Annotated in this window: 21 protein-coding genes; 12 read left to right on the top strand and 9 right to left on the bottom strand. The window is 61.4% G+C overall.

Annotated features, from left to right (window positions below; translation table 11 throughout):
- The first annotated feature begins 18 nt into the window (after positions 1 to 18).
- The gene (locus BM229_RS04275) at positions 19 to 849 is read left to right on the top strand and encodes a metallophosphoesterase family protein (RefSeq protein WP_244152106.1); all 831 of its coding nucleotides are present in this window, start codon (positions 19 to 21) and stop codon (positions 847 to 849) included.
- Here BM229_RS04275 and BM229_RS04270 read toward each other — a convergent pair.
- Genes BM229_RS04270 through BM229_RS18185 form a run of 3 tightly spaced genes read right to left on the bottom strand, consistent with a single transcriptional unit; the run spans position 786 to position 3,567 of the window.
- Complete coding sequence (locus BM229_RS04270; protein WP_093926415.1) at positions 786 to 1,769, bottom strand: tyrosine recombinase; 984 nt, start codon at positions 1,767 to 1,769, stop codon at positions 786 to 788. The two genes, BM229_RS04275 and BM229_RS04270, sit on opposite strands and share 64 nt — an antisense overlap.
- The gene (locus BM229_RS04265; RefSeq protein ID WP_244152105.1) at positions 1,766 to 3,400 is read right to left on the bottom strand and encodes a hypothetical protein; all 1,635 of its coding nucleotides are present in this window, start codon (positions 3,398 to 3,400) and stop codon (positions 1,766 to 1,768) included. Before BM229_RS04265 ends, BM229_RS04270 begins: the two co-directional genes overlap by 4 nt.
- A 17-nt stretch (positions 3,401 to 3,417) precedes the next feature.
- Positions 3,418 to 3,567 (bottom strand): hypothetical protein, encoded by a 150-nt coding sequence (locus BM229_RS18185; RefSeq protein ID WP_167360187.1) that lies wholly within the window; start codon positions 3,565 to 3,567, stop codon positions 3,418 to 3,420.
- Positions 3,568 to 3,647: 80 nt separating this feature from the next.
- Here BM229_RS18185 and BM229_RS04260 point away from each other — a divergent pair, with 80 nt between their 5' ends.
- Both BM229_RS04260 and aroB read left to right on the top strand, forming a co-directional pair.
- Positions 3,648 to 4,244, top strand: a complete 597-nt coding sequence (locus BM229_RS04260) for a shikimate kinase (protein ID WP_243267292.1) — start codon at positions 3,648 to 3,650, stop codon at positions 4,242 to 4,244.
- Positions 4,237 to 5,352: a 3-dehydroquinate synthase gene (aroB, locus tag BM229_RS04255; RefSeq protein WP_093926412.1), complete on the top strand. Its 1,116-nt coding sequence runs from the start codon at positions 4,237 to 4,239 to the stop codon at positions 5,350 to 5,352. Before BM229_RS04260 ends, aroB begins: the two co-directional genes overlap by 8 nt.
- A 294-nt stretch (positions 5,353 to 5,646) precedes the next feature.
- Here aroB and BM229_RS04250 read toward each other — a convergent pair whose 3' ends face one another.
- Positions 5,647 to 6,177 carry a single-stranded DNA-binding protein gene (locus BM229_RS04250; RefSeq protein WP_093926411.1) on the bottom strand — a complete coding sequence of 177 codons (531 nt, stop codon included), beginning with the start codon at positions 6,175 to 6,177 and terminating at the stop codon, positions 5,647 to 5,649.
- Positions 6,178 to 6,381: 204 nt separating this feature from the next.
- Here BM229_RS04250 and BM229_RS04245 point away from each other — a divergent pair, with 204 nt between their 5' ends.
- Together BM229_RS04245 and BM229_RS04240 are read left to right on the top strand one after the other, a co-directional pair.
- Positions 6,382 to 6,993 carry a lytic transglycosylase domain-containing protein gene (locus BM229_RS04245; protein ID WP_093926410.1) on the top strand — a complete coding sequence of 204 codons (612 nt, stop codon included), beginning with the start codon at positions 6,382 to 6,384 and terminating at the stop codon, positions 6,991 to 6,993.
- A 182-nt stretch (positions 6,994 to 7,175) separates the two neighbouring features.
- Complete coding sequence (locus tag BM229_RS04240) at positions 7,176 to 7,703, top strand: hypothetical protein (protein ID WP_093926409.1); 528 nt, start codon at positions 7,176 to 7,178, stop codon at positions 7,701 to 7,703.
- Between the two features lie 94 nt (positions 7,704 to 7,797).
- Here BM229_RS04240 and BM229_RS04235 read toward each other — a convergent pair whose 3' ends face one another.
- The 5 genes from BM229_RS04235 to miaA all read right to left on the bottom strand — a co-directional run bounded on the left by BM229_RS04235 (position 7,798) and on the right by miaA (position 14,606).
- On the bottom strand, positions 7,798 to 9,888 hold the full coding sequence (locus BM229_RS04235) for a dipeptide ABC transporter ATP-binding protein (protein ID WP_093926408.1): 2,091 nt from the start codon (positions 9,886 to 9,888) through the stop codon (positions 7,798 to 7,800).
- 62 nt (positions 9,889 to 9,950) lie between these two features.
- Positions 9,951 to 11,417 carry an ABC transporter permease gene (locus tag BM229_RS04230; protein WP_167360186.1) on the bottom strand — a complete coding sequence of 489 codons (1,467 nt, stop codon included), beginning with the start codon at positions 11,415 to 11,417 and terminating at the stop codon, positions 9,951 to 9,953.
- Between the two features lie 12 nt (positions 11,418 to 11,429).
- Positions 11,430 to 12,518 (bottom strand): ABC transporter permease, encoded by a 1,089-nt coding sequence (locus tag BM229_RS04225; protein WP_093926407.1) that lies wholly within the window; start codon positions 12,516 to 12,518, stop codon positions 11,430 to 11,432.
- A gap of 320 nt (positions 12,519 to 12,838) precedes the next feature.
- Entirely contained in the window at positions 12,839 to 13,615 is a 777-nt protein-coding gene (locus BM229_RS04220; protein WP_093926406.1) for a helix-turn-helix domain-containing protein, read from the bottom strand.
- Positions 13,616 to 13,715: 100 nt separating this feature from the next.
- The gene (gene miaA / locus BM229_RS04215) at positions 13,716 to 14,606 is read right to left on the bottom strand and encodes a tRNA (adenosine(37)-N6)-dimethylallyltransferase MiaA (protein ID WP_093926405.1); all 891 of its coding nucleotides are present in this window, start codon (positions 14,604 to 14,606) and stop codon (positions 13,716 to 13,718) included.
- 130 nt (positions 14,607 to 14,736) lie between these two features.
- Here miaA and pyrH point away from each other — a divergent pair, with 130 nt between their 5' ends.
- The 7 genes from pyrH (at position 14,737) to BM229_RS18420 (ending at position 20,637) form a co-directional block, all read left to right on the top strand.
- Positions 14,737 to 15,462, top strand: coding sequence for a UMP kinase (gene pyrH / locus BM229_RS04210; protein WP_067261559.1), 726 nt, complete (start codon positions 14,737 to 14,739; stop codon positions 15,460 to 15,462).
- Positions 15,463 to 15,635: 173 nt separating this feature from the next.
- A complete protein-coding gene (frr, locus tag BM229_RS04205; RefSeq protein WP_007120421.1) occupies positions 15,636 to 16,202 on the top strand; it encodes a ribosome recycling factor in 567 nt (188 codons plus the stop codon).
- A gap of 48 nt (positions 16,203 to 16,250) precedes the next feature.
- Positions 16,251 to 16,988 carry a polyprenyl diphosphate synthase gene (uppS, locus tag BM229_RS04200; RefSeq protein ID WP_067628873.1) on the top strand — a complete coding sequence of 246 codons (738 nt, stop codon included), beginning with the start codon at positions 16,251 to 16,253 and terminating at the stop codon, positions 16,986 to 16,988.
- A gap of 11 nt (positions 16,989 to 16,999) precedes the next feature.
- Positions 17,000 to 17,791: a phosphatidate cytidylyltransferase gene (locus BM229_RS04195; RefSeq protein ID WP_093926404.1), complete on the top strand. Its 792-nt coding sequence runs from the start codon at positions 17,000 to 17,002 to the stop codon at positions 17,789 to 17,791.
- A 6-nt stretch (positions 17,792 to 17,797) separates the two neighbouring features.
- Entirely contained in the window at positions 17,798 to 18,979 is a 1,182-nt protein-coding gene (gene dxr, locus BM229_RS04190; RefSeq protein WP_093926403.1) for a 1-deoxy-D-xylulose-5-phosphate reductoisomerase, read from the top strand.
- A 4-nt stretch (positions 18,980 to 18,983) separates the two neighbouring features.
- Complete coding sequence (rseP, locus tag BM229_RS04185; protein ID WP_093926402.1) at positions 18,984 to 20,336, top strand: RIP metalloprotease RseP; 1,353 nt, start codon at positions 18,984 to 18,986, stop codon at positions 20,334 to 20,336.
- A 175-nt stretch (positions 20,337 to 20,511) separates the two neighbouring features.
- Entirely contained in the window at positions 20,512 to 20,637 is a 126-nt protein-coding gene (locus BM229_RS18420; RefSeq protein WP_276326634.1) for a hypothetical protein, read from the top strand.
- Positions 20,638 to 20,758 lie beyond the last annotated feature (121 nt).

Raw genomic sequence — 20,758 nt, 5'->3', positions numbered from 1 at the left:
ACAGTGCAGGGTGGTGCGATGCAGGCGAAAATCAACTGGGCAGACCTTCAGGTTCTGGACGGACCGCTGCTGTTGTTCGGCGGGCCCTATTCAAACCTTCAGGCGGTAGAGGCGCTGGCGGATTTTGCCGCCGCGCGCGGCATCGGCGGAGATCAGATGATCTGCACCGGGGATATGGTCGCCTACTGCGGGGCACCAAGCGGAAGCGTGGCGGCGATCCGGGCGCTTGGCTCTGCCGTGGTGGCGGGCAATTGTGAGTTGCAACTGGCCAGCGGGGCCGAGGATTGCGGCTGTGGTTTCGCGCCGGGCAGCAGTTGCGACATGCTGTCGGGCGCGTGGTATGCCCATGCCGCGCAGGCGTTGGCCGCAGAGGCGAAGACGTGGATGGGGTCACTGCCGGATGTGGCGGTGTTTCAGCATCACGGGCAGCGCTATGGCGTGATCCACGGCGGGGTGCGCGACGTGGCGCGGTTCATCTGGTCTGAGAGTGCCGAGGCGGTGTTTGAGGAGGAGTGGCAGGCGCTGGAGGAGGTCGTTGGCCCGGTGGATCACATCATCGCCGGGCATTCCGGCCTTCCGTTTATCCACGAGACACCGCGCGGGCGCTGGATCAATGCGGGCGTCATCGGCATGCCGCCCCACGACGGTGCCCAGCAGACGCGGGTGGCTGTGCTGGATGGGGGCGAGGTGACGTTTCATCGGTTAAGCTATGACGTCGCAGGTGCCGTGGCAGATATGGCCAAGGCCGGTCTGCCGCGCGCCTATGCGGACGCGCTGCAAAGCGGTTACTGGCCTTCGGAGGACGTGCTGCCACCCGGTTTGCGGGTACCGTCTTTGGCCAGAGGGTGACGCTCTAGCACAAGGTCGGACAGACGCTCTTCCAAGACATGGGTGTAGATCTCGGTCGTGGCGACATCGGCGTGGCCCAGCATGGTCTGGATCGCGCGCAGGTCTGCACCATTGGCCAGAAGATGTGTTGCAAAGGCATGGCGCAGCGTGTGCGGCGTGACCTTTACAGGGGGGACACCGCCAGTCACGGCGAATTCCTTGATCAGCAGATAAAACCGATGCCGCGTCAGATGGCCCGTCGCCCCGCGCGAGGGGAAGAGGTGCCGCGCGGGCGGTTTGCCCTTGGCTTGGGCTGCATCATCCGCCTTGTCGCGCACCACCAGCCATGCGGCCAGTGCATCACGTGCGGGTTCCGACAGGGGAACCAACCGCTCGCGCCCGCCTTTGCCCGAAATCAGCAGCAGGCGCGGATCGCCCCGCGCGGCGCTGACCGGCAGGCTGACCAATTCGCTGACCCTCATGCCAGTGGCGTAAAGCAGCTCCATCAGGCAAGTGTTGCGCAGTTGATCGGCCAATGCGCGGCCAGAGTTGCGCGCGGCATCCAGAAGGCGGTCGACCTCTTCCTCGGAGAGGATCTTGGGCAGGCGTTTGTCTTGGCCCGGTCCGGCGATCTGCACTGCGGGATTGTCTTCGCGCAGCCCTTCCTCGAAAGCGAAACGGTAAAGCTGCTTGATCGCCGACAGACGCCGTGCGCGGGTCGATTTGGCAAGGCCTTGGGCATCGCAATAGACAAGGTAATCCTCAACCTCGCCCCGGCTCGCGGTAAGGAAGTCATGGTTCTGCCGCGCCAAAAAGGCGTCAAAATCCTTGAGGTCGCGGCCATAGGCAAGCTGCGTGTTCGTGGCAGCGCCCTGTTCGGCGGCAGCGGCCTCTAGAAAGCTAGAGATCCAGTGGAAGGTCGGGGTCTGGGACATCATCATTGCTGAAGCAATACAATCTGCAAGGCGGCGCGGCGGGCAGTGTCTTCCAGCCCGAGGGCGCGCAGGGTGGCTAGGGCGTCGCGGAGCGCCGATGTGTCACCACTGGCGCCATCATGCAAGAGCGAGAGCAGGCGCAAAACCGCCATCCCTAGTTCTTTGTCCCGCGCCAGTGCCATCAGATCGGCACGCGGGGCAGAATTGGTAAATGCATCATGCACCGCGGCGGCCAAAGGCGCATCGGGGGCGGGGCCTGTGGGGGTATTGCCGCGGGCCACGGCGCGCAGCAATTCGTCTTCGGGCGATCTGCCAATGACCCGCGCAGCGGCGGCTTCATAAGCCGGAGAGAGCAGCGCCACATCCCGCGCCAAAATGGCCGCATGGCCCGCCAGCGGAATGGTCGACAAGGGTTCGGCAAAGAGCGTGGCAAAGGCCACTTCGAGGGAGGCCTCGCGCATCGCTTCCCAAGCGGGGGGCAAGGTTTTGGCCACCGCTTCGGGGCTGCTGGTGCGCAGGGCCGTCTCGAAACGTTGCAGCGCCGCGACACGGTCCCAGACGCCGCCCGATGCGGCAGGCTGCCTGTCGGTATAAAGGCCCAGCAGCAGGTTGTCGGGCAGGGCACCTGCGCGGGTCAGGCGCTCGGCGGCCTCTAGCTGGGATTTCCAGCCGGCGATGTCCCGCAGATCGGCCACCGCATAGGCGCGGGGCAGAATGCGCGAGGGCAGCGGCTCGCCAATCGTTTCAAACAGACGGAAGGTCATCGGATCCATCTGACGCGGCACGCGCAGCGGCTCGGCCCCTTCGTAGAAATCGGGGTTGAGGAACCGATCAAAGAGTTCAAGTTGCTCTTCCGGCAACAGGCCAAGCGCCTGTGCCGAGCCAAAGGTCAGCGCCGCGTTTTCCCAATTTCCCGCGCGGGCGTTGCAAAAGATACGCGTGCCATAATCACGGGTCAGATGCGGTGCTTTCATGAGGCGTTCGCAGACGCGGTGTTCGGTCCCGGTCAGCAGGGAAAGCTGCATCCACAGGTCGAAATGCGCGGTCGAGGTGGTCACCCCGGCCTGTTCAATCAACGAAAGCGCCGGGTCGAGCGCGCCCAGCTCCATCAATTTTTCGCCCCGCGCCAGTGCCAAGAGATCACCATTGCGCGCTTCGCCTTGCGGGGCTTGCGCCTCGGCCAGAAGCACAGTGTAAAGCAGCGCTTGGGCGGCGGGCAGATGAAGATCAGGCAGGTCGCGGATGCGGTCAATCAGGGCGTCGGTGTCGCTGCCCATCCAAATATCGCCGCGCAGCCCAGTGACGCTGCTGGGCACCAGCCCAATACGGCGCGGTGCGCCATCGCCCAACGGGGTGACCTGCACCTCAGGGGCCAAGGCGTTATCGGCGACCGGAGGCTCGTCTGCCCGGCCGGGATTGGGCGGGCGTTTGGGGAGGTTCTGGGGCGGAGACTGCGCGCCGAGCCAGTCGATCACCGACAGCGGTTGGCCGCCCGGGGCGGGGGGCGACTGCTCTGCCTCTGACGCTTGGCGAGGGGTGCGGCCCAAATTGCGGTCCTCGGCAGATTCGGCAAGCAATGCGCTGGCGCTGACCGAGCAAATCAAAGCAGCACAGACGGCCCAGCCGCGATTTGACATGGCGGTTGCCACCCTGTTCAATCCGCTGTCAGCGTGACGGGCTGGCGAGTCTCGATTTGTTCGGGTGAAAAATCCACGCCGAAGAAAGGACCGACATAGGCATAGCCCACCAATCCGATAAAGCCGACAATCAATAGAAATATCAAAAGCTTAAAAATTTTACCCATGAACCATGCCTGCCCGAAATTCTGCTATTTTGCCAAACTATATATGGCCTTTTCGGCAAGATCACGTCATTCAGAGAAAAATGAGCGGAATTAAGCACAGCATGACCGATGGCGAAGAAACGCCGCCCCGTTACCGTCTGAACAAGACGGTGGCGCTGGTTGGCATGATGGGAGCGGGCAAGACGGCGGTGGGGCGTGCGGTCTCGGCCAAACTTGGTGCGCCCTTTCTGGACAGCGATGCCGAGATTGAAGCTGCGGCCAATCTCAGCGTGCCGGAGATCTTTACCCGCGACGGGGAGCCGTTCTTTCGCAAGCGCGAGACCGAGGTGATCGCCCGGCTGTTGGCAGAAGAACGGTGCATCCTCTCCACAGGCGGCGGCGCGTTTCTGGCTGAGGTGAATCGCGACAATATCGCGGCTTATGGTGTGGCGCTTTGGCTGGATGCGGATCTGGATCTGTTGTGGAACCGAGTGCGTTATAAAGACAGCCGCCCGCTGTTGCGCACGGCCGATCCCAAGGCGACGCTGGGGGCGCTCTATCGCGACCGGGTGCCGCTGTACCGGCTGGCGGACCTGTCGGTGTATTGCGACCCGCGCCTGTCGATTGACGCAATGGCCAACCGGGTCATCGAAAAGCTGCTGACCCGGCCCGATGTTTTGGAGAAATTGGATGCGTGAGACGGTTTCCGTGGCCCTGCCGGGGCGCGAATATGATGTGGTCATCGGGCCGGGGTTGCTGGCCGAGGCGGGTGCGCTGATTTCTCCGTTGTTGCGTCGCAAGCGCGTGGCCGTCATCACTGAAAGCCGTGTCGCCGCGCTGCATTTGCAGACCCTGCGCGAGGGGCTGGCCGCCGAAGGCATCACGATGTCGGCGCTGGAACTCGCGCCGGGCGAAGGCACTAAAGACTGGACCAATCTTCAGCGCTGCGTTGACTGGCTGCTGGATGAACAGGTCGAGCGGGGCGATATCGTCGTGGCCTTTGGCGGCGGGGTGATCGGCGATCTGGTGGGCTTTGCTGCTGCCGTCTTGCGGCGCGGGGTACGGTTTGTGCAGATCCCGACGTCGCTTCTGGCGCAGGTCGACAGTTCGGTGGGCGGTAAGACCGGGATCAATGCAAGCCAAGGCAAGAACTTGATCGGTGCGTTTCATCAGCCATGCCTCGTGCTGGCCGATACAGATGTGTTGGGCACCATGCCTGAGCGCGATTTTCTGGCGGGCTATGGCGAAGTGGTCAAATACGGGCTGCTGGGTGACGCAGGTTTCTTTGACTGGCTAGAGGTGCGAGGCCCGAGATTGGCTGCAGGCGATATGGCCGGGCGGGTCGAAGCGGTGCGTCGCTCGGTTCAGATGAAAGCCGATATCGTGCAGCGCGACGAGACAGAGCAGGGCGACCGTGCGCTGTTGAACCTTGGCCATACCTTTGGCCATGCGCTTGAGGCCGCGACGGGCTATTCCGACCGGTTGCTGCACGGTGAGGGCGTGGCGATCGGCTGTGCGCTGGCCTTTGAACTCTCGGCCCGTCTGGGGCTGTGCCCGCAAGAAGACCCTAGCCGGTTGCGGGCGCATCTGGTGCAGATGGGGATGAAGACCGACCTGCGCGATATTCCCGGTGTTTTGCCGGACGCCGATGAGTTGCTGCGCCTCATGGGGCAGGACAAGAAGGTCGTCGACGGGCGCTTGCGCTTTGTTCTGGCGCGGGGCATCGGGCAGGCCTTTGCCGGGGCCGAAGTCGACAATGCCGACGTGCTGACCTTACTGCGCGATGCGTTAAGCGCGCGACAGTGATCCGCAACGGGCAGGGCCCGGCGGTTCATATCCTCTGATCTGTGCAGTTTCGGGGCCGTTTAAAAAGGGCGGCGCCGCCAAATCGGATGTCTGAGACAGGCGTCACCCTGCATGTCTGAACGTCTCGACATGGCCCCGAGCTGGAGCCTCTGATCCTGTTGCCGAACAATTCACCTGCCCGGCGGGTATCGCGATGGGGAGGGTTCTATTGCGGCAAGGTTAAGCGCGCGTCACGTCAGCGGCCGCAGGGGGTGGGCAGGGCGCAACAGCGCCCCGCCGAAAATCGCGCTTGGCTTAGAACGGGATTTCGTCGTCAAGGTCACGGCTTCCGCCGCCGCCGCCGGCTCCACCGCCCGAGGAGGACGGGCCGCTGTCATAGCCGCCACCGTAGTCATTGCCACCGCCGCCACTGCCGTAGTCATTGCCGCCACCACCGTAGCCGCCGCCACCACCGCCGCCGCCGGAGCCGCCGCCGGGACCGTCGAGCATGGTCAACGTGCCGGCGAAGCCTTGCAGCACGACTTCGGTGCTATAGCGGTCTGCGCCGGATTGGTCTTGCCATTTGCGGGTCTGCAATTGGCCCTCGATATACACTTTGGAGCCCTTCTTGAGGTATTGCTCGGCCACGCGGACGAGCCCTTCTTGAAAGATCGCCACCGAATGCCATTCGGTCTTCTCGCGGCGCTCACCGGTGTTGCGGTCTTTCCATGTCTCCGAGGTGGCGATGCGCAGGTTGCACACTTTGCCGCCGTTCTGGAACGACCGCACCTCGGGGTCGCGCCCGAGGTTGCCGATAAGGATCACTTTGTTCACTGAGCCGGCCATCTTGCCCCCTCGTTTGTCATTGCTGTGTCATTGCTCAGGGCGCGAATCCGACCGCGCCCAATTCGGCCGTTTATACCGTGGTTGTTCGCCGGATGACACCGGCTTTCCGCCCCGCGCAACCATCCGCGCGGGGGTGGAACCGGGGCTGGCACGCGGCGAGGTTTTGGGTATACTGCGCGCGATGCAACGACAGGGGGCAGGTTGATGCAAAAGACGGGATTTGTGGCCAGTCTGGCTGCAGTAGGGGTCACTGCGGCAGGGTTGATCGCAATCGGAGCAGCTTCGGCGGCTGCTGATGTGTTCGCGACCAAAAACCGTGCGGGATTGTTTTCATCGCAAAAAAGCATTCTCGATAACCGTGCGTCCAAGCAATATTCCGCGTCTGTCAGGCTGCAACCGCCCACGGTTGTCACCCCCACCAAATGGGATGTCCCGAAATATAATGGCTCTTACAAAGGTGTTTACCTGAGCACTGCGCGCGATGCCGCGACCCGGCATGGCATTCCGGTTGATCTGTTTCTGCGTCTTGTTCAGCAAGAAAGTGGTTGGAACCCCAAGGCGCTGTCTCACAAGGGCGCGATGGGGTTGGCGCAACTGATGCCCCAAACGGCGCAGGCCTTGCGGGTGGATCCGACCGATCCCGCGCAAAACCTTGAAGGTGGGGCGCGCTACCTCAAGATGCAGTACCGTGCGTTTGGCACGTGGGAGCTTGCTTTGGCCGCCTATAACGCTGGTCCGGGCGCGGTGAAGAAATACGGCGGCGTGCCGCCCTATAAAGAAACACGCAATTACGTCAAAGTGATCTCTGGTAGTTAAGCTGCTGAAATTTATTGCGAATGGCTGATATCTCTGCCCGATTTGGGCGGGGTTCTTCCTATGCCCCTCAATCATTGTCGGCGTGCGTGGGAACCACCGAGGCGTTCGTGGTGTTCTCTGATCAGAACCTCTTGCAGCGGGATTGGCCCGCCGCAGAGAAGAAAAGATCGTAGGAGAACAACATGTTCACGAATATGAAAAATACCGCCCTCGCTGCCGGTGTTAGTGCCATTGCTCTTAGCAGTTCCGCCTTTGCTGATGAAAAGATCATGGTATCCGCAATTGACGTAAAATCGTCTGTGTCGGCTTCGACCGAGGCCAACGCGATGGATTTCTATCCTGATCTGGAAGAAGACCTGCGTGCCGAAGTGGCCGAGCGTGTGCCGATGAGCAGCGACGCCGCTGATCCGCAGATCAAGATTGATATCCGAAAGATCGCGCTGAACGGTTCGACCATGCTGCCAGACAGCAAAGAATTCAACCAGTTGGAAGGCGTTGTTGATATCACCAGCCCTAATGGCGACAACGCTGGTCTTAGCTTTCCGGTTATGATTTCTGCCTATGCTGGAGACGAAATTGCGCCCGAAGGCTATGTCAACGTGCAGCCGTCCGAGACTGAGTTCTACGTCGCGATGGTGTCGACATTCGCGGATGTCGTGGCCGAAGGTTTGGCCAATGTGAACACAGCTGGCGAACCAATCGACCCATAAGGTCTATTACAGGATTCCTCAGGCGTTCCCCTGTACCCCAGCCTGAGGATCAAGGCGCGGATCTTCCCCGGATCCGCGCCATTTTTATGTGCAGTTACTCGGCAGCGGTGCCCACTTCGATCACTGGCTCCATCTCGGCGAACTGCTGGTTGGAGAGGTGGCATTTGACCTGATGCCCGTCCGTCATAGTGACCATTGGTGGCAGTTCGCGCTCGCAAAGATCGCCCGGGACCTGAGATTTCCAGCGGCAGCGCGTTTGGAAGGGGCAACCGGGGGGCGGGTTCATCGCCGAAGGCACGTCACCCTCCAGCACGATATGCTTTTTCTTTACCTTGGTATCGGCGATCGGCACCGCGCTCAGCAATGCTTCGGTATAGGGGTGATAGGGGGGCGAGAAGACCTGATCGGTGGTTCCAAGCTCAACCACATGGCCCAGATACATCACCATGACCCGGTCCGACAGATAGCGCACGATCGACAAGTCGTGGCTGATGAACAGGAGCGTGGTTTTCTGCTCGCGCTGGATTTCCATCAACAGATCCGTAACCGCCGCCTGCACCGAGACATCAAGCGCCGAGACGGGCTCATCCGCCACCACGATCCGCGCGTCGCCCGCAAAGGCGCGGGCGATGCCGACGCGTTGTTTCTGGCCACCAGAGAGCTGGCGCGGCATACGGGTGGCAAATTCACGCGGCAGTTTTACAAGATCGAGCAGTTCCAGCATCCGCTGCTTGCGCTCTTTCTCATTCTTGCCGATGCGGAAAATTTCCAACGCGCGGATGATCTGCCGCCCGACGGTCATCGACGGGTTCAGCGTGTCGAAGGGGTTCTGAAACACCATTTGAACATCGGCGACGTTCTTGGTCGTGCGGTCGTCAATGGGCACCCCGCCGATATCTTTGCCATCAAGGTAGATGTGCCCCTCGGTCGCTGTCTCCAACCCCATGAGCACCTTGGCGAAGGTGGATTTGCCGCAGCCGGATTCCCCGACGATAGCGAGTGTTTCGCTTTCATGGGCCTCGAAACTCAACGACTCGTTGGCTTTGACCACCTTGGTATTGCCGCCGCCGAACATGGCATTGGCCGCGACTTGATAGTATTTCTTGAGCTTGTCCATCTTGAGGACGACCTCGCCAACATCGCCCTTTTCCTTGACCTCGGCCAGTTCCAGTGGCGCTTGCCAGTCGATTTCTTGGAAGCGAATACAGCGGGTTTCGTGCCGGTCATTGCCGGGGACGCTTTCCATCGGGATCGGCGCGGCATCGCAGCGGCCGGGCACGAAATAGTCGCAGCGGGGGCCGAAGTTGCAGCCGGGCGGGCGTTCATGGGGCAGGGGGAAGTTGCCGGGAATGGCCACAAGAGGCCGCGCGTTCTTGTCAGCGCCGGGCAGCGGGATCGAACGGAAGAGCGCCTGCGTGTAGGGGTGCTGCATCTCGTCGAAGACATCGTGGATGGAGCCTTTCTCCACCGCCTCGCCGGAATACATCACGCAGATACGGTCGCAGGTTTCCAGCACCAGCCCGAGGTTGTGAGAGATGAACAGCATCGAAGTGCCGTATTTCTTGCCCAAGTCCTTCACCAGATCCACCACCGCCGCTTCGACGGTCACGTCGAGCGCGGTCGTCGGCTCATCAAGGATCAGAAGCGAGGGTTCGGACATCAGCGCCATGGCAATCACGATGCGCTGCTGTTGCCCGCCCGAGAGTTGGTGCGGGTAGGCTTTCAGGATGCGCTCTGGATCGGGGAGTTTCACATCCGTGACCACCTGAAGCGCCCGCGCATAGGCTTCCTTCTCAGACATGCCCGCGTGGATCATCGGCACTTCCATCAACTGTTTGCCGATCCGCATGGCGGGGTTGAGGCTGGCCATCGGCTCTTGATAGATCATCGCGATTTCACTGCCGCGGATGTCGCGTAGCTCTTCGGGGCTCATCTCGCTGAGGTCGCGGCCCTTGAATTTGATGGAGCCGCCGACGATCCGGCCATTGCGGCCCAGATCCTGCATCACGCCCAGCGCCACCGTGGACTTGCCGCAGCCGCTCTCGCCCACCAGGCCCACGGCTTCGCCCGGTTGGACGCTGACGGAGAAATCCATCACGGCGGGGATCTCGCGCAGGCGGGTAAAGAACGAGATCGACAGGTTGTTGATCTCAAGAATGGGGCCGTCGTAATCTGTTTTTGGCATTTGTCTCTCCCAGTCGGGGGATCAAAAGGGTCCGGGAGGGCGCGCCCCCCGGAGGATGTTTCTTAGTCGCGCAAGGATTCTTCGCGCAGGCCGTCGGCCAGTAGGTTCAGACCCAGCACGAGGCTCAGAAGTGCAAGCGCGGGCGCGATGGCCGCGTGTGGATACAGCGACAGCAGGCGGCGGCCCGCGTTGATCGTGCTGCCCCAATCCGGGCTTTCGCTTTCCAGCCCAAGGCCGAAGAACCCCAAAGTGCCGAGAAGGATCGTGGTATAACCGATGCGCAGGCAGAAATCGACGATCAGTGGACCACGGGCATTGGGCAGAATCTCCCACAGCATGATGTACCACGGACCTTCGCCGCGGGTTTGGGCGGCGGCCACATAGTCGCGCGTTTTGATATCCAGCGCGAGGCCGCGCACGATGCGGAACACCGTGGGCGAATTCACGAAGACGACCGAGACAAAGACCACCAGCACGCCGGGGTCGATATCAAAGAGGTCGATCATGCCGGGTAGGCCCGGGATGCGGTAGCTATCCGTCGCCACGATCGCGCCGTTGGTGGACACCAGCGACAGGTACAGCCAGCCGACAATACCCAGCACCACGATCAACAGCGGCGTGCGGAACGATGGCTGCGTGTAGTAGCGCGAGTTCAGCAGCACAGCGAGGAAGATCAGCGGGAAGATGAACAGGAACACGGCCATATAGTTCGGAATGCCGGTCAGCACGATCTCGGGCGTGACCAGCAGGTAGAACAGCAGGATTACCGGGAAGGCGAGGATCAGGTTTGCCAAAAAGCTGAGGATCGTATCAAGCCGACCGCCGTAGTAGCCCGCAGGCAAGCCCAGTGTGATCCCCACCATGAAGGCAAAGAGCGTCGCCAAGGGCGCGATCTGCACCACGACCCAAGACCCTTTAATGAGCCGAGAGAAGACATCGCGGGCAAGGTTATCACCGCCAAGCAGGAACCACGGGTATTCGCCCTCATCGGGGCTGCGCAGCGGGGTGCCGGGCAGCTTGTTCTTCATGCCCGACGTTTGGCTGAGGCTGTCATGCGTCACCAGCAAGTCGAACAACCCGCCAAAGACTCCGGTGAAGACCCAGAACATGACGATGGCAAAGCCTATCATCCCCACGGTGCTGTCGAAGAGTTTGCCGTAGAAGCCAAGGCGACGTTTGAAATGGATAGAGACGGCGAAGGTCAGGATCAGCGCAATCCAGACTGGTAGCATCTGCTGCGACATGCCGCCGAAGATGCCCGCCTGCGGCCCCATGAAGGCACCGGCGACGATATAGATCAGCACCACAAGGATCAGCAGCGCGAACAGCAGGATCACCGCGCGGTTCAACCCGCCTGCCAGCCCGCCCCGCCGGGCCACGGTGCCATCGGGGTTGATCTCCTGCGCGTCACTGGCAGGGAGGAAAGAAACGACGATCTGCATCGCGACAGCCAAGGCCAGCATCACGCAAAGGCCGAGGAAGATGATATTGAGCCCCGCAAGAGACCCGGTCCATGTCAGTTGTTCCATGTCCATGCTCCCTTAAGAAATGCGAATGCGCGGGTTGAGGAAGACGTAGCCGATATCCGAGATCAACTGCGTCACAAGAACGACGATGACCGACACGACCGAAACGGCGAGCAGCAGTTCGATGTCGTTGTTGGCCGCCGCTTGAACGAGCAGCCAGCCGAAGCCCTTGTAATTGAACAGGGTCTCCACGATCACCACACCGTTCAACAACCATGGGATTTGCAGCATGATGACGGTGAAGGGCGCGATCAGCGCGTTGCGCAGGGCGTGTTTCAGCACGATCTCAGAGAACTTCACGCCCTTAAGCCGCGCTGTGCGGATATATTGCGCGGTCATCACCTCGGTCATCGAAGCCCGCGTCATCCGGGCGATATAGCCCATGCCGTAGAGCGAGATGGTCAGCACCGGCAGGAAGAAGTTCCAGAAGTTGGCGTCTTTCATGGCAGACGTGGCGGAGCCGAGAAACAGGGTTTTACTGTCGATCCAACCCCATTCCGCCAGAAGCGGCGAGAGGCCAAAGCGAGAGGAGGCCAGCACCGCGATGAAGATCACGCCTGAAACATATTCAGGCGTCGCCGTGGTGGCGATGGAGAAGGTCGAGAGCGAGCGGTCAAGCTTGGAGCCTTCGCGCATCCCCGCCAAAACGCCTACGATCAGCGCCGAGGGGACCATCAGCATCAGCACCCAGAACATCAACTTGCCGGTGAGTGCAAGACGGGTGAGGACAGTCTTGCCCACGGGCTCTTTGAAGACGGTGGAAAACCCCCAGTCGCCCTGCAGGATGCCGCAGCGGGTGGGGCGATCCTCTACCGGGGTACCAGCGGCGAAACAGCGCCCGAGTGTTTCGTCGGGCGTTTCACTTTCCGTCACCCAACCGGGCAGCACACCCAGCCATTCGCCGAATTTATCGACCGTGGGTTGCAGATAGCCGCGGCTTTCGAGGTAGCTGGCCACGGCCTCGTCCGACATGCGGAAATTGCCTTGGGTTTTGGCGAGCTTTTCAAGGTTCGGATAGAGGTTGGTCAGCCAGAATACGATGAACGTCAGGCACAGCGCCGTCAGCAACATCACACCCAGCCGGCGCAAAATAAATAGTCCCATGTGGTCCCCTGTAGCAGGGTCGGGCGGTGACTTGGCCCGACAATGCGGCCTTTTTGGCCTTTTTAATTCGTGCGGCGCCATGACAGCGCCGGTACTGGAGGCGGCAGTTTTTTGCCGCCTTGTTGAGCTATGGCAGCATGGCCCTAAGGCAAGGCATTTTTATCCTCATTCGCTTGGCCGACTATCCAACCCTTCGCAGAACGGTTCGACCATGAGGCATGGAAATTGGTCGCGCGTCAACATTTCGTAGTTTTGCTGGATGCGGTTTTTGCGACATGACTTTGGTCTGAAAGCGACATTTGCCGCGCTCTTCGGTGTGTTTAGCGCAGTTTGCTGGGCGGCAGACCGCTGTGTTGTTGCATGAATCGGGTGAAGTAAGCGGCGGAGCGAAAGCCCAGATATGCGGCGATCTCTGCGGCGGTTTGATCGGTTTCACCCAACAGGCGCCGGGCGGCGTGACAACTGCGCTCTCTGAGCAGATCGGCGGCGGATTTCCCGGTGGCGGCTTTTACCGCTCGGGTCAGATGGGTGGGGGTCACACCCAATTCGGCGGCGTGATCGGCCATGCTACCGCCTTTGGGATGGCGCTGGGCCAGCAAAGCGCAGAACCGCGCGCTGAGCCTTGCGCCCGCGTTTGGGCGGGTGGTGACATGGTCCTCTGACATGATCTGGCGGTGCAGCCAGACTGACATCAAAGCTGCCTGCGCTTCAAGCGCGTCTTGTTGCAGGGGACGGCCTTGGTGCAATTCGCGTTGGGCAAGTTCGATCAGTGCCGAAAGTTCGGCTTGTGCCTGCACCTCGCGGATGCGCAGCTGACGTGGGATATCCGGCAGACGCAGTCTGGTGTTTTCGGGAATAACGACAGCATGGCCCACACATTGAAAGCCCAGTTCCATCGCAAAGAGTGACCGCGCTGGTATCCAGAGCGCGTTATAGGCGCCCAAGCCCCGGCGCTGCCCGTCAAGTAAAAGCCGCCCCTGACCACGGGTGATCCAGATCAATAAATGGTGGTCGCGGTCATGGGCAAGGGACAGCCGCCACTCCTGCCCAGCGGAAAGCTGCGCCAAAGTGAGAAGCTGTATCTGCGGCTGTTGCACAGGGGCCTTTCGTTGAGAATTGAAAACCCCTTGGGGCCAAACTTCAACGATACGCTATCCGATGATCGCTATTATGCAAGGGTTTGGAGCAGGTCTAATCCTATTGTGGCGTCACCCGCTGCCAATCTGCCATTTTGCTACGCATCCAAGTGCGCTGCCGTTTGGCGAGGCGGCGGGTGGCGACCACGGCGGCTTCGCGGGCGCGGTGCAAGGGCCAATCGCCGTCAAGGTGGCGGATCAGTTCCGGCACGCCGATGGCGCGATGGGCGGGCAGCGTGGGGTCATAACGCGGGCGCAGGGCGGCAACCTCTTCCAAGGCGCCTTGCTCTAGCATCTGGTCAAAGCGCTTTTCGATGCGGGCGTTCAGCCAATCCCGCTCCACGTCGAAGACAATCCGCAGACAGTCTGCCAGCGGCAAAAGCGGCGCGCCGGTATTGCGCTGCCAGTCCGACAGGCCGCGCCCGGTGGCCTGCAACACTTCCCAAGCGCGCTGCACCCGTGCGCGGTTGCGCTGGTCGATGCCCGCCGCGGTCTCGGCATCAAGCTGCGCCAGCAAGTCGTGGAGCGTCATGTCATCGCCTCGGGCGCGGACCTCTGGCGGGGTTTCCGGTATCTCCGCTAATCCTTGGGTCAGAGCCGCGAAGTAAAGCCCGGTGCCACCGGTGATAATCACCCGCTGATCGCCGCCCAGCAGCGGGGCCACCTCGCGCAGCCAATGGCCGGTGGAATAGGGTGCATCCTCGGCCAGATGACCATAGAGCAGATGCGGCGCACGGGCCTCTTCTTCGGCTGAGGGCCGGGCGCTGATGATGCGCAGCGGGGCGTAGACCTGGCTGGCATCGGCGTTCACGATCACACCGCCCTGCGCCTCGGCAATGGCGAGTGCCAGGGCAGATTTGCCGCTGGCGGTCGGCCCGGCGATGAGCACAGGCCGCTCGGGCGGCAGGTCTTGCAACAGGGCATCCATCTGGGCCTTGGGAATATCCGGCATTTCTTTGCGTCTTCCTTACGTCCCGCATTGAACCTTGGGCGTATTTGCGACATTTTGGCGCGAAATGAAAACCCTTCACCGCCGCAAGGCTCAAATCTCCCCCGGTTGGTGAAATAATAAGGTGTGCCCGATGTCCCAAGACACCCCCCAAGTCTCCTTTAACCGCGTGATGCTAAAGATTTCCGGGGAGGCGCTGATGGGTGACCTCGGCTATGGCCTGCACCCGCCAACCGTCGAACGCATCGCCCGCGAGGTGCAATCGGTGCACAGTCTGGGCGTCGAGATTTGCATGGTGATCGGCGGCGGCAACATTTTTCGCGGGCTGCAAGGCTCGGCGCAGGGGATGGAGCGGACCACGGCGGATTACATGGGCATGCTCGCCACGGTGATGAACGCGCTGGCGATGCAATCGGCGCTCGAAGGCTTGGGCATCCATACCCGCGTGATCAGCGCGATTACCATGAACGAAGTGGCCGAGCCCTATATCCGCCGCCGCGCCGTACGCCACCTTGAGAAGAAGCGGGTCTGCATCTTTGCCGCGGGCACTGGCAACCCCTATTTCACCACAGACACCGCCGCGACCCTGCGCGCCAATGAGATGTCTTGCGAGGCGATCTTTAAGGGCACCAAGGTCGATGGCGTCTATGACAAGGATCCGGCCAAGTTCGACGACGCGAAACGCTATGATCTGGTGAGCTATGACGATGTGCTGCAAAAGCGGCTTGGCGTGATGGATGCCTCTGCCATCGCGCTGGCGCGGGACAACAACCTGCCGATCATCGTCTTCTCGCTGGACGAGCCGGGCGGCTTCCAAGGCATTTTGGCGGGGCAGGGTACTTACACCCGCGTCGGTTAAGACGCGCACCACAGCGCGGGGATCGTCCTACGGCGGGGCGATTGGCCCGAGGTCGCCGCGCCTCTCGCAAGGGGGCGCGGTTGTCAGATGGTGGCGGAATAATGGGCAGTTGTGAAAGCGCCGCGCCACCGTTAGAAAGCCGTAACGCAAGGAAACAACAAGCAGGCCTCGCCATGTCAGACGAATTTATGCTCGATACCGATGATCTTGAACGGCGGATGAACGGCGCAATTGCGTCGCTTCGGACCGAGTTCGCATCGCTGCGCACGGGGCGTGGCTCGGCCTCCATGCTGGAGCCGGTGATGGTTGAGGCCTACGGCCAGATGACCCCGGTGAACCAAGTGGGCACCGTCAACGTGCCAGAGCCGCGCATGGTCACGATCAACGTCTGGGACAAGGGTCTTGTTGGCAAGGTCGAGAAAGCCATTCGTGAAAGCGGTCTGGGCATCAACCCGCAGCTCAATGGCACCATCATCATGCTGCCGATCCCTGAGCTGAACGAAGAGCGCCGCACCCAGTTGACCAAGGTCGCGGGCCAATATGCCGAACACGCCCGCGTCTCGATCCGCAACATCCGTCGCGACGGGATGGACCAGATCAAGAAGGCCAAGAACGACGGCGCGATGTCCGAAGATGACCAGAAAATCTGGGAAGGCGAAGTGCAAGACCTGACCAACCGCTTCATCACCCTCATCGACGACCAGCTTGAGACGAAACAGGCCGAAATCATGCAAGTTTGACCCGCGCTTTCGCGCAGGGACATAGAACTTGAAAGAAAAGGTCGAGACATGAGCACCGCCGAAACCCAGCCCCAAACGATACCCGGCGGGCCACGCCATGTGGCGATTATCATGGACGGCAATGGCCGTTGGGCCACCCAACGCGGGCGGCCCCGGCTTTTTGGCCACCACGCCGGTGCCAAGAGGGTGCGCGAGATCGTTGAGTGCTGCCCCGATGTGGGGGTGGAGTATCTGACGATCTTTGCCTTCTCGACCGAGAATTGGAAACGCACGCAGGTCGAAGTGGCCGGGCTGATGTCGCTGTTTCGGCGCTATATCTCCAAGGAAATGCGCAGCCTTAGCGAATATGGCGCGCGGGTCCGTTTCATCGGGGACCGCGACAGGCTGGATGACAAGCTCATCAAGCTGATGGGAGAGCTTGAGGACCACACCGCGCATAACACCCGTATCAATCTGACGATCGCGCTCAATTACGGCGGCCGCGATGAGGTGGCCCGCGCCACGCACCGCTTGGCCCAAGATGTCGCCAGCGGCAAACTTGACCCCGACAGCGTGGACGAAGAGACCCTGCCGCGCTACCTCGATACCCATGTGCTGCCCGACCCCGATCTGGTGATCCGCACCAGCGGCGAGGCGCGGATTTCGAACTTTCTGCTGTGGCAGTCGGCCTATGCGGAATATGAGTTCATCGACACGCTGTGGCCGGATTTCACCCGCGAGGAATTCGCCCGGCTCTGCGCCGCCTATGGCGGGCGTGACAGGCGGTTCGGTGCGGTCAAGACCTGAGGAGAGCTGCGATGAAATCACCTGAACAATGGTCCGACCTCCGCTTGCGGATGCTATCGGCCAGTGCGATGATCCTGATCGGTCTTCTGGGCATCTGGTTGGGGGGCGTTGCCTTTCACCTTTTGGTGGCGCTGGTCTGCGGTCTGATGGTTTGGGAACTTGTCGGCATGCTGCGCGGCCCCGGTCAGGCGGCCTCTTGGCAGCTTGGGCTGGTGACGGGCGCGGCTGTGCTGGCGTCGGTCTATCTGCCGGTGGGCTTTGGCCTGCCGCTGCTGCTGGCACCCGCGCTTCTGGGTTTTGCCCTGCTGACCGCGAACCGCACGCTCTACATGAGCTTTACTGCAATGATCCTGCTGGCGGGCTTTGGTTTGATCCAACTGCGCGATGACATGGGCTTTGGCTGGCTGATCTGGCTGGTGCTGGTGGTCGTGGTCACCGATGTGGTGGGCTATTTCGCTGGTCGCGCCATCGGCGGGCCAAAGTTCTGGCCCAAGGTCAGCCCCAAGAAAACATGGTCCGGCACCGCCTCGGGCTGGGTCGGGGCGGCTGTTGTTGGGCTGATCTTTTCCTTCAACACAGGCTTTGGCCTGCAACTCGTCGGCATCTCGGTCGCGCTGTCGATGGCCTCGCAGATGGGCGATATGGCGGAATCGGGCATGAAACGGAAGATGGGCGTCAAGGACAGCTCGGCACTGATCCCCGGCCATGGCGGTCTGTTGGACCGCTTTGACGGGATGCTGGGCGCTGCGGTTTTCTTGCTGATTGTTGGGCCGCTGATCGGCTTCCCTCCGGGCCTGAATTAACCCGCCATGCCACGCAAAATTTCGATACTGGGGGCGACCGGGTCCATCGGTCAGAACACGATTGATCTGATCCGGCGCACGCCTGACAGTTATGACGTAGTGGCGCTGACCGGCGCGGGCAATATTGCCCAACTGGCCGAGGACGCGAAGGCGTTGAAGGCCGAGGTCGCGGTCACCGCCCGCGAAGACCTGTTGGACGATCTGCGCGATGCGCTCAGCGGCAGTGGGATCGAGGCAGCGGCGGGGTCCGAGGCGATTACCGAGGCGGCATCGCGTCCCGTGGATTGGACCATGTCGGCGATCATCGGTGCCGCGGGGCTCGCGCCCGGTCTGGCCGCCCTGCACCAAGGCGGCACGCTGGCGCTGGCCAATAAGGAATCGCTGGTTTGCGCCGGAGCGCTGATCATGGGCGAGGCCAAGCGCTATGGCGCGACGATCCTGCCGGTCGATAGCGAACATTCCGCCGTTTTTCAGGCGCTGGTCGGCGAAGACATGGCCGCCGTTGAGCGCGTTATCATCACCGCCAGCGGCGGCGCGTTTCGCGATTGGCCGCTGGAAGACCTCGCCAATGCGACGCTTGACCAAGCCTCGAGCCATCCGAACTGGGACATGGGGCAGCGCATCACCATCGACTCGGCCTCGATGTTCAATAAGGCGATGGAAGTCATTGAGACACGGGAGTTTTTCGGCGTATCGCCTGAGGCTATCGAAGTGCTGGTGCATCCGCAGTCGATGATCCATGCGCTGGTGGGTTTCTGCGACGGTGGCCTGATGGCCCATGTCGGCCCGCCTGACATGCGCCATGCGATCGGCTATGCGCTGCACCACCCGCAGCGCGCGCCCCTGCCAGTGGAACGGCTGGACCTGACCAAAATCGGCCGGTTCGATTTCACCGCACCTGACGACGCCCGCTGGCCCGCACTGCGGCTCGCGCGGGAGGTGATGGCGGCAGGGGGGCTCATGGGCGCGGTCTTTAACGCGGCCAAGGAAGTGGCGCTGGATGGCTTCATCGCCGGGAAGTTGCGCTTTACAGAAATGGCCGAGATCGTCGAAGAGGTGCTGGACGCACGTGCTTCTGACGCATCTTTGGGTCGGGGCAGCGACGATATGACACTTGATTTGGTGGGCCAAGCCGACCATTTCGCACGTAAGGCTGCTGAGGCCGCAATTCAAAAAAGGGCAGGGTAGCACGTTGGACATCATGGGATTATTGCCGGAGTTCGGCGGGCTGATCTGGACGATATTGGCTTTTGTCGTGGCGCTTTCGGTGATCGTGGCGATCCACGAATACGGCCATTACATCGTTGGCCGTTGGACCGGGATCAAGGCGGATGTCTTCAGTCTGGGCTTCGGCCCGGTGCTGTTTTCGCGCATGGATAAGCGCGGCACGCGCTGGCAGTTCGCGCTGCTGCCCTTTGGCGGCTATGTGAAATTCGCGGGCGATTCCAATGCGGCTTCCGGCAAGGACGAAACCGCGATGCAGGCGCTGGCCGAAGACCCCGAGGCGCTGCGCCACACGATGCATGGCGCGCCGCTTTATGCCCGTGCGCTGACCGTGGCGGCGGGGCCGGTGTTCAACTTCGCCCTTTCGATCATTATCTTCTTCGCCGTGGCGATGACCGCAGGCACTGCCCGTGATCCGCTCACCGTGGGGGAACTGCGCGATTTACCGAATGCTGCATATGAGTTGGAACCGGGTGATGTGCTGCGGGCGGTCGAAGGCACGCCTGTGCCGTCGCTCTCTGCCGGGGAAGGTTATGGCGATTTCCTGACCAACCTGCCGCAGCAGTCGGTGCTGAGCTATGACATCACCCGCGACGATGCGGAGCTGACGGTGCCCGGCCCTTACTTGATGCCGCCGCTGGTCAGCAACGTGGCACCGCAATCGGCGGCCCAAGAAGCGGGGCTTCGTGGTGGTGATGTGATTACAGCCGTGAACGGCCAAGAAATCGTAGCCTTTGGTGAGTTGAAAGAGGTTGTTGAGGCATCGGAAGGTGTAGCGCAGCAGCTTACGGTTTGGCGGGATGGCGAGACGCTGGAGTTCACCCTTGTTCCCAAAGCCACGGATGAGCCGCAGCCTGACGGCAGCTTTAAGCAGAACCTGCGCATTGGCATCGTTGGCGGCATGGCCTTTGTGCCTGCGACCGATACGCCCGGCGTGGGCGAGGCGCTGAGCACCGGGGTAGGCAATACGTGGCAGATCATCAAAGGGTCCATCTCGGGGCTACGTGAGATGATTGTCGGCAATATCAGCACCTGCAACCTGAGCGGCCCGGTGGGCATCGCCCAAACTTCGGGCGCGATGGCCAGCCAAGGGGCGCAGTCATTCATCTATTTCATCGCTGTGCTGAGCACGGCGGTCGGGCTGCTGAACCTGTTCCCGATCCCGGCTTTGGACGGGGGGCATCTGGTGTTTTATGCTTATGAGGCCGTCACAGGCAAACCGCCCAGCGATGGCGCGCTGCGGTTTTTGATGACCCTCGGCATTACGCTGGTCCTGACCTTGATGCTCTTTGCGCTTGGGAACGATCTGTTCTGCCCTTAAGCGGTGGTTGCGAGAGCCTTGCCCCAGCGGGGCAGCGTTTATTTCGCCCCAACGGGGCAGGGCTCTTATTAACGCCGACGGGCAAGTCAGCGACTTGCCTTCAAATGGCCATATTTGAACACACTCCTGCCGCAATGCCCTGGTAAAATTATCCTTCATCTGGAAGGAACCGAAGATGCACTTGATTCAAGGGTCAACCCGCGGCCTAAGCCTTTTGCTGGACCTGAACTGGGACCGTGCGTTTTTTGGTACGGCGATCGTCGCCGCCCTCTCTGCCGGTGCATTTGTCGCCTCTTTGTGACCGTCCGATCGCGGCAAATCGGGCAATCCTGCCCTTTGCCCGCCTATGATGTCATTCCTGCCCATGTTGCCGCATGATATGGTATATTTTTACCGCCGTTGCTTTTGACAAACCCCGTTAA

Origin of the sequence: Sulfitobacter dubius (assembly GCF_900113435.1) — a bacterium.
Taxonomy (GTDB): Bacteria; Pseudomonadota; Alphaproteobacteria; order Rhodobacterales; family Rhodobacteraceae; genus Sulfitobacter; species Sulfitobacter dubius.
Note: the sequence above shows the minus strand (reverse complement) of the source record. Positions and strands in the feature narration are given on the sequence as shown.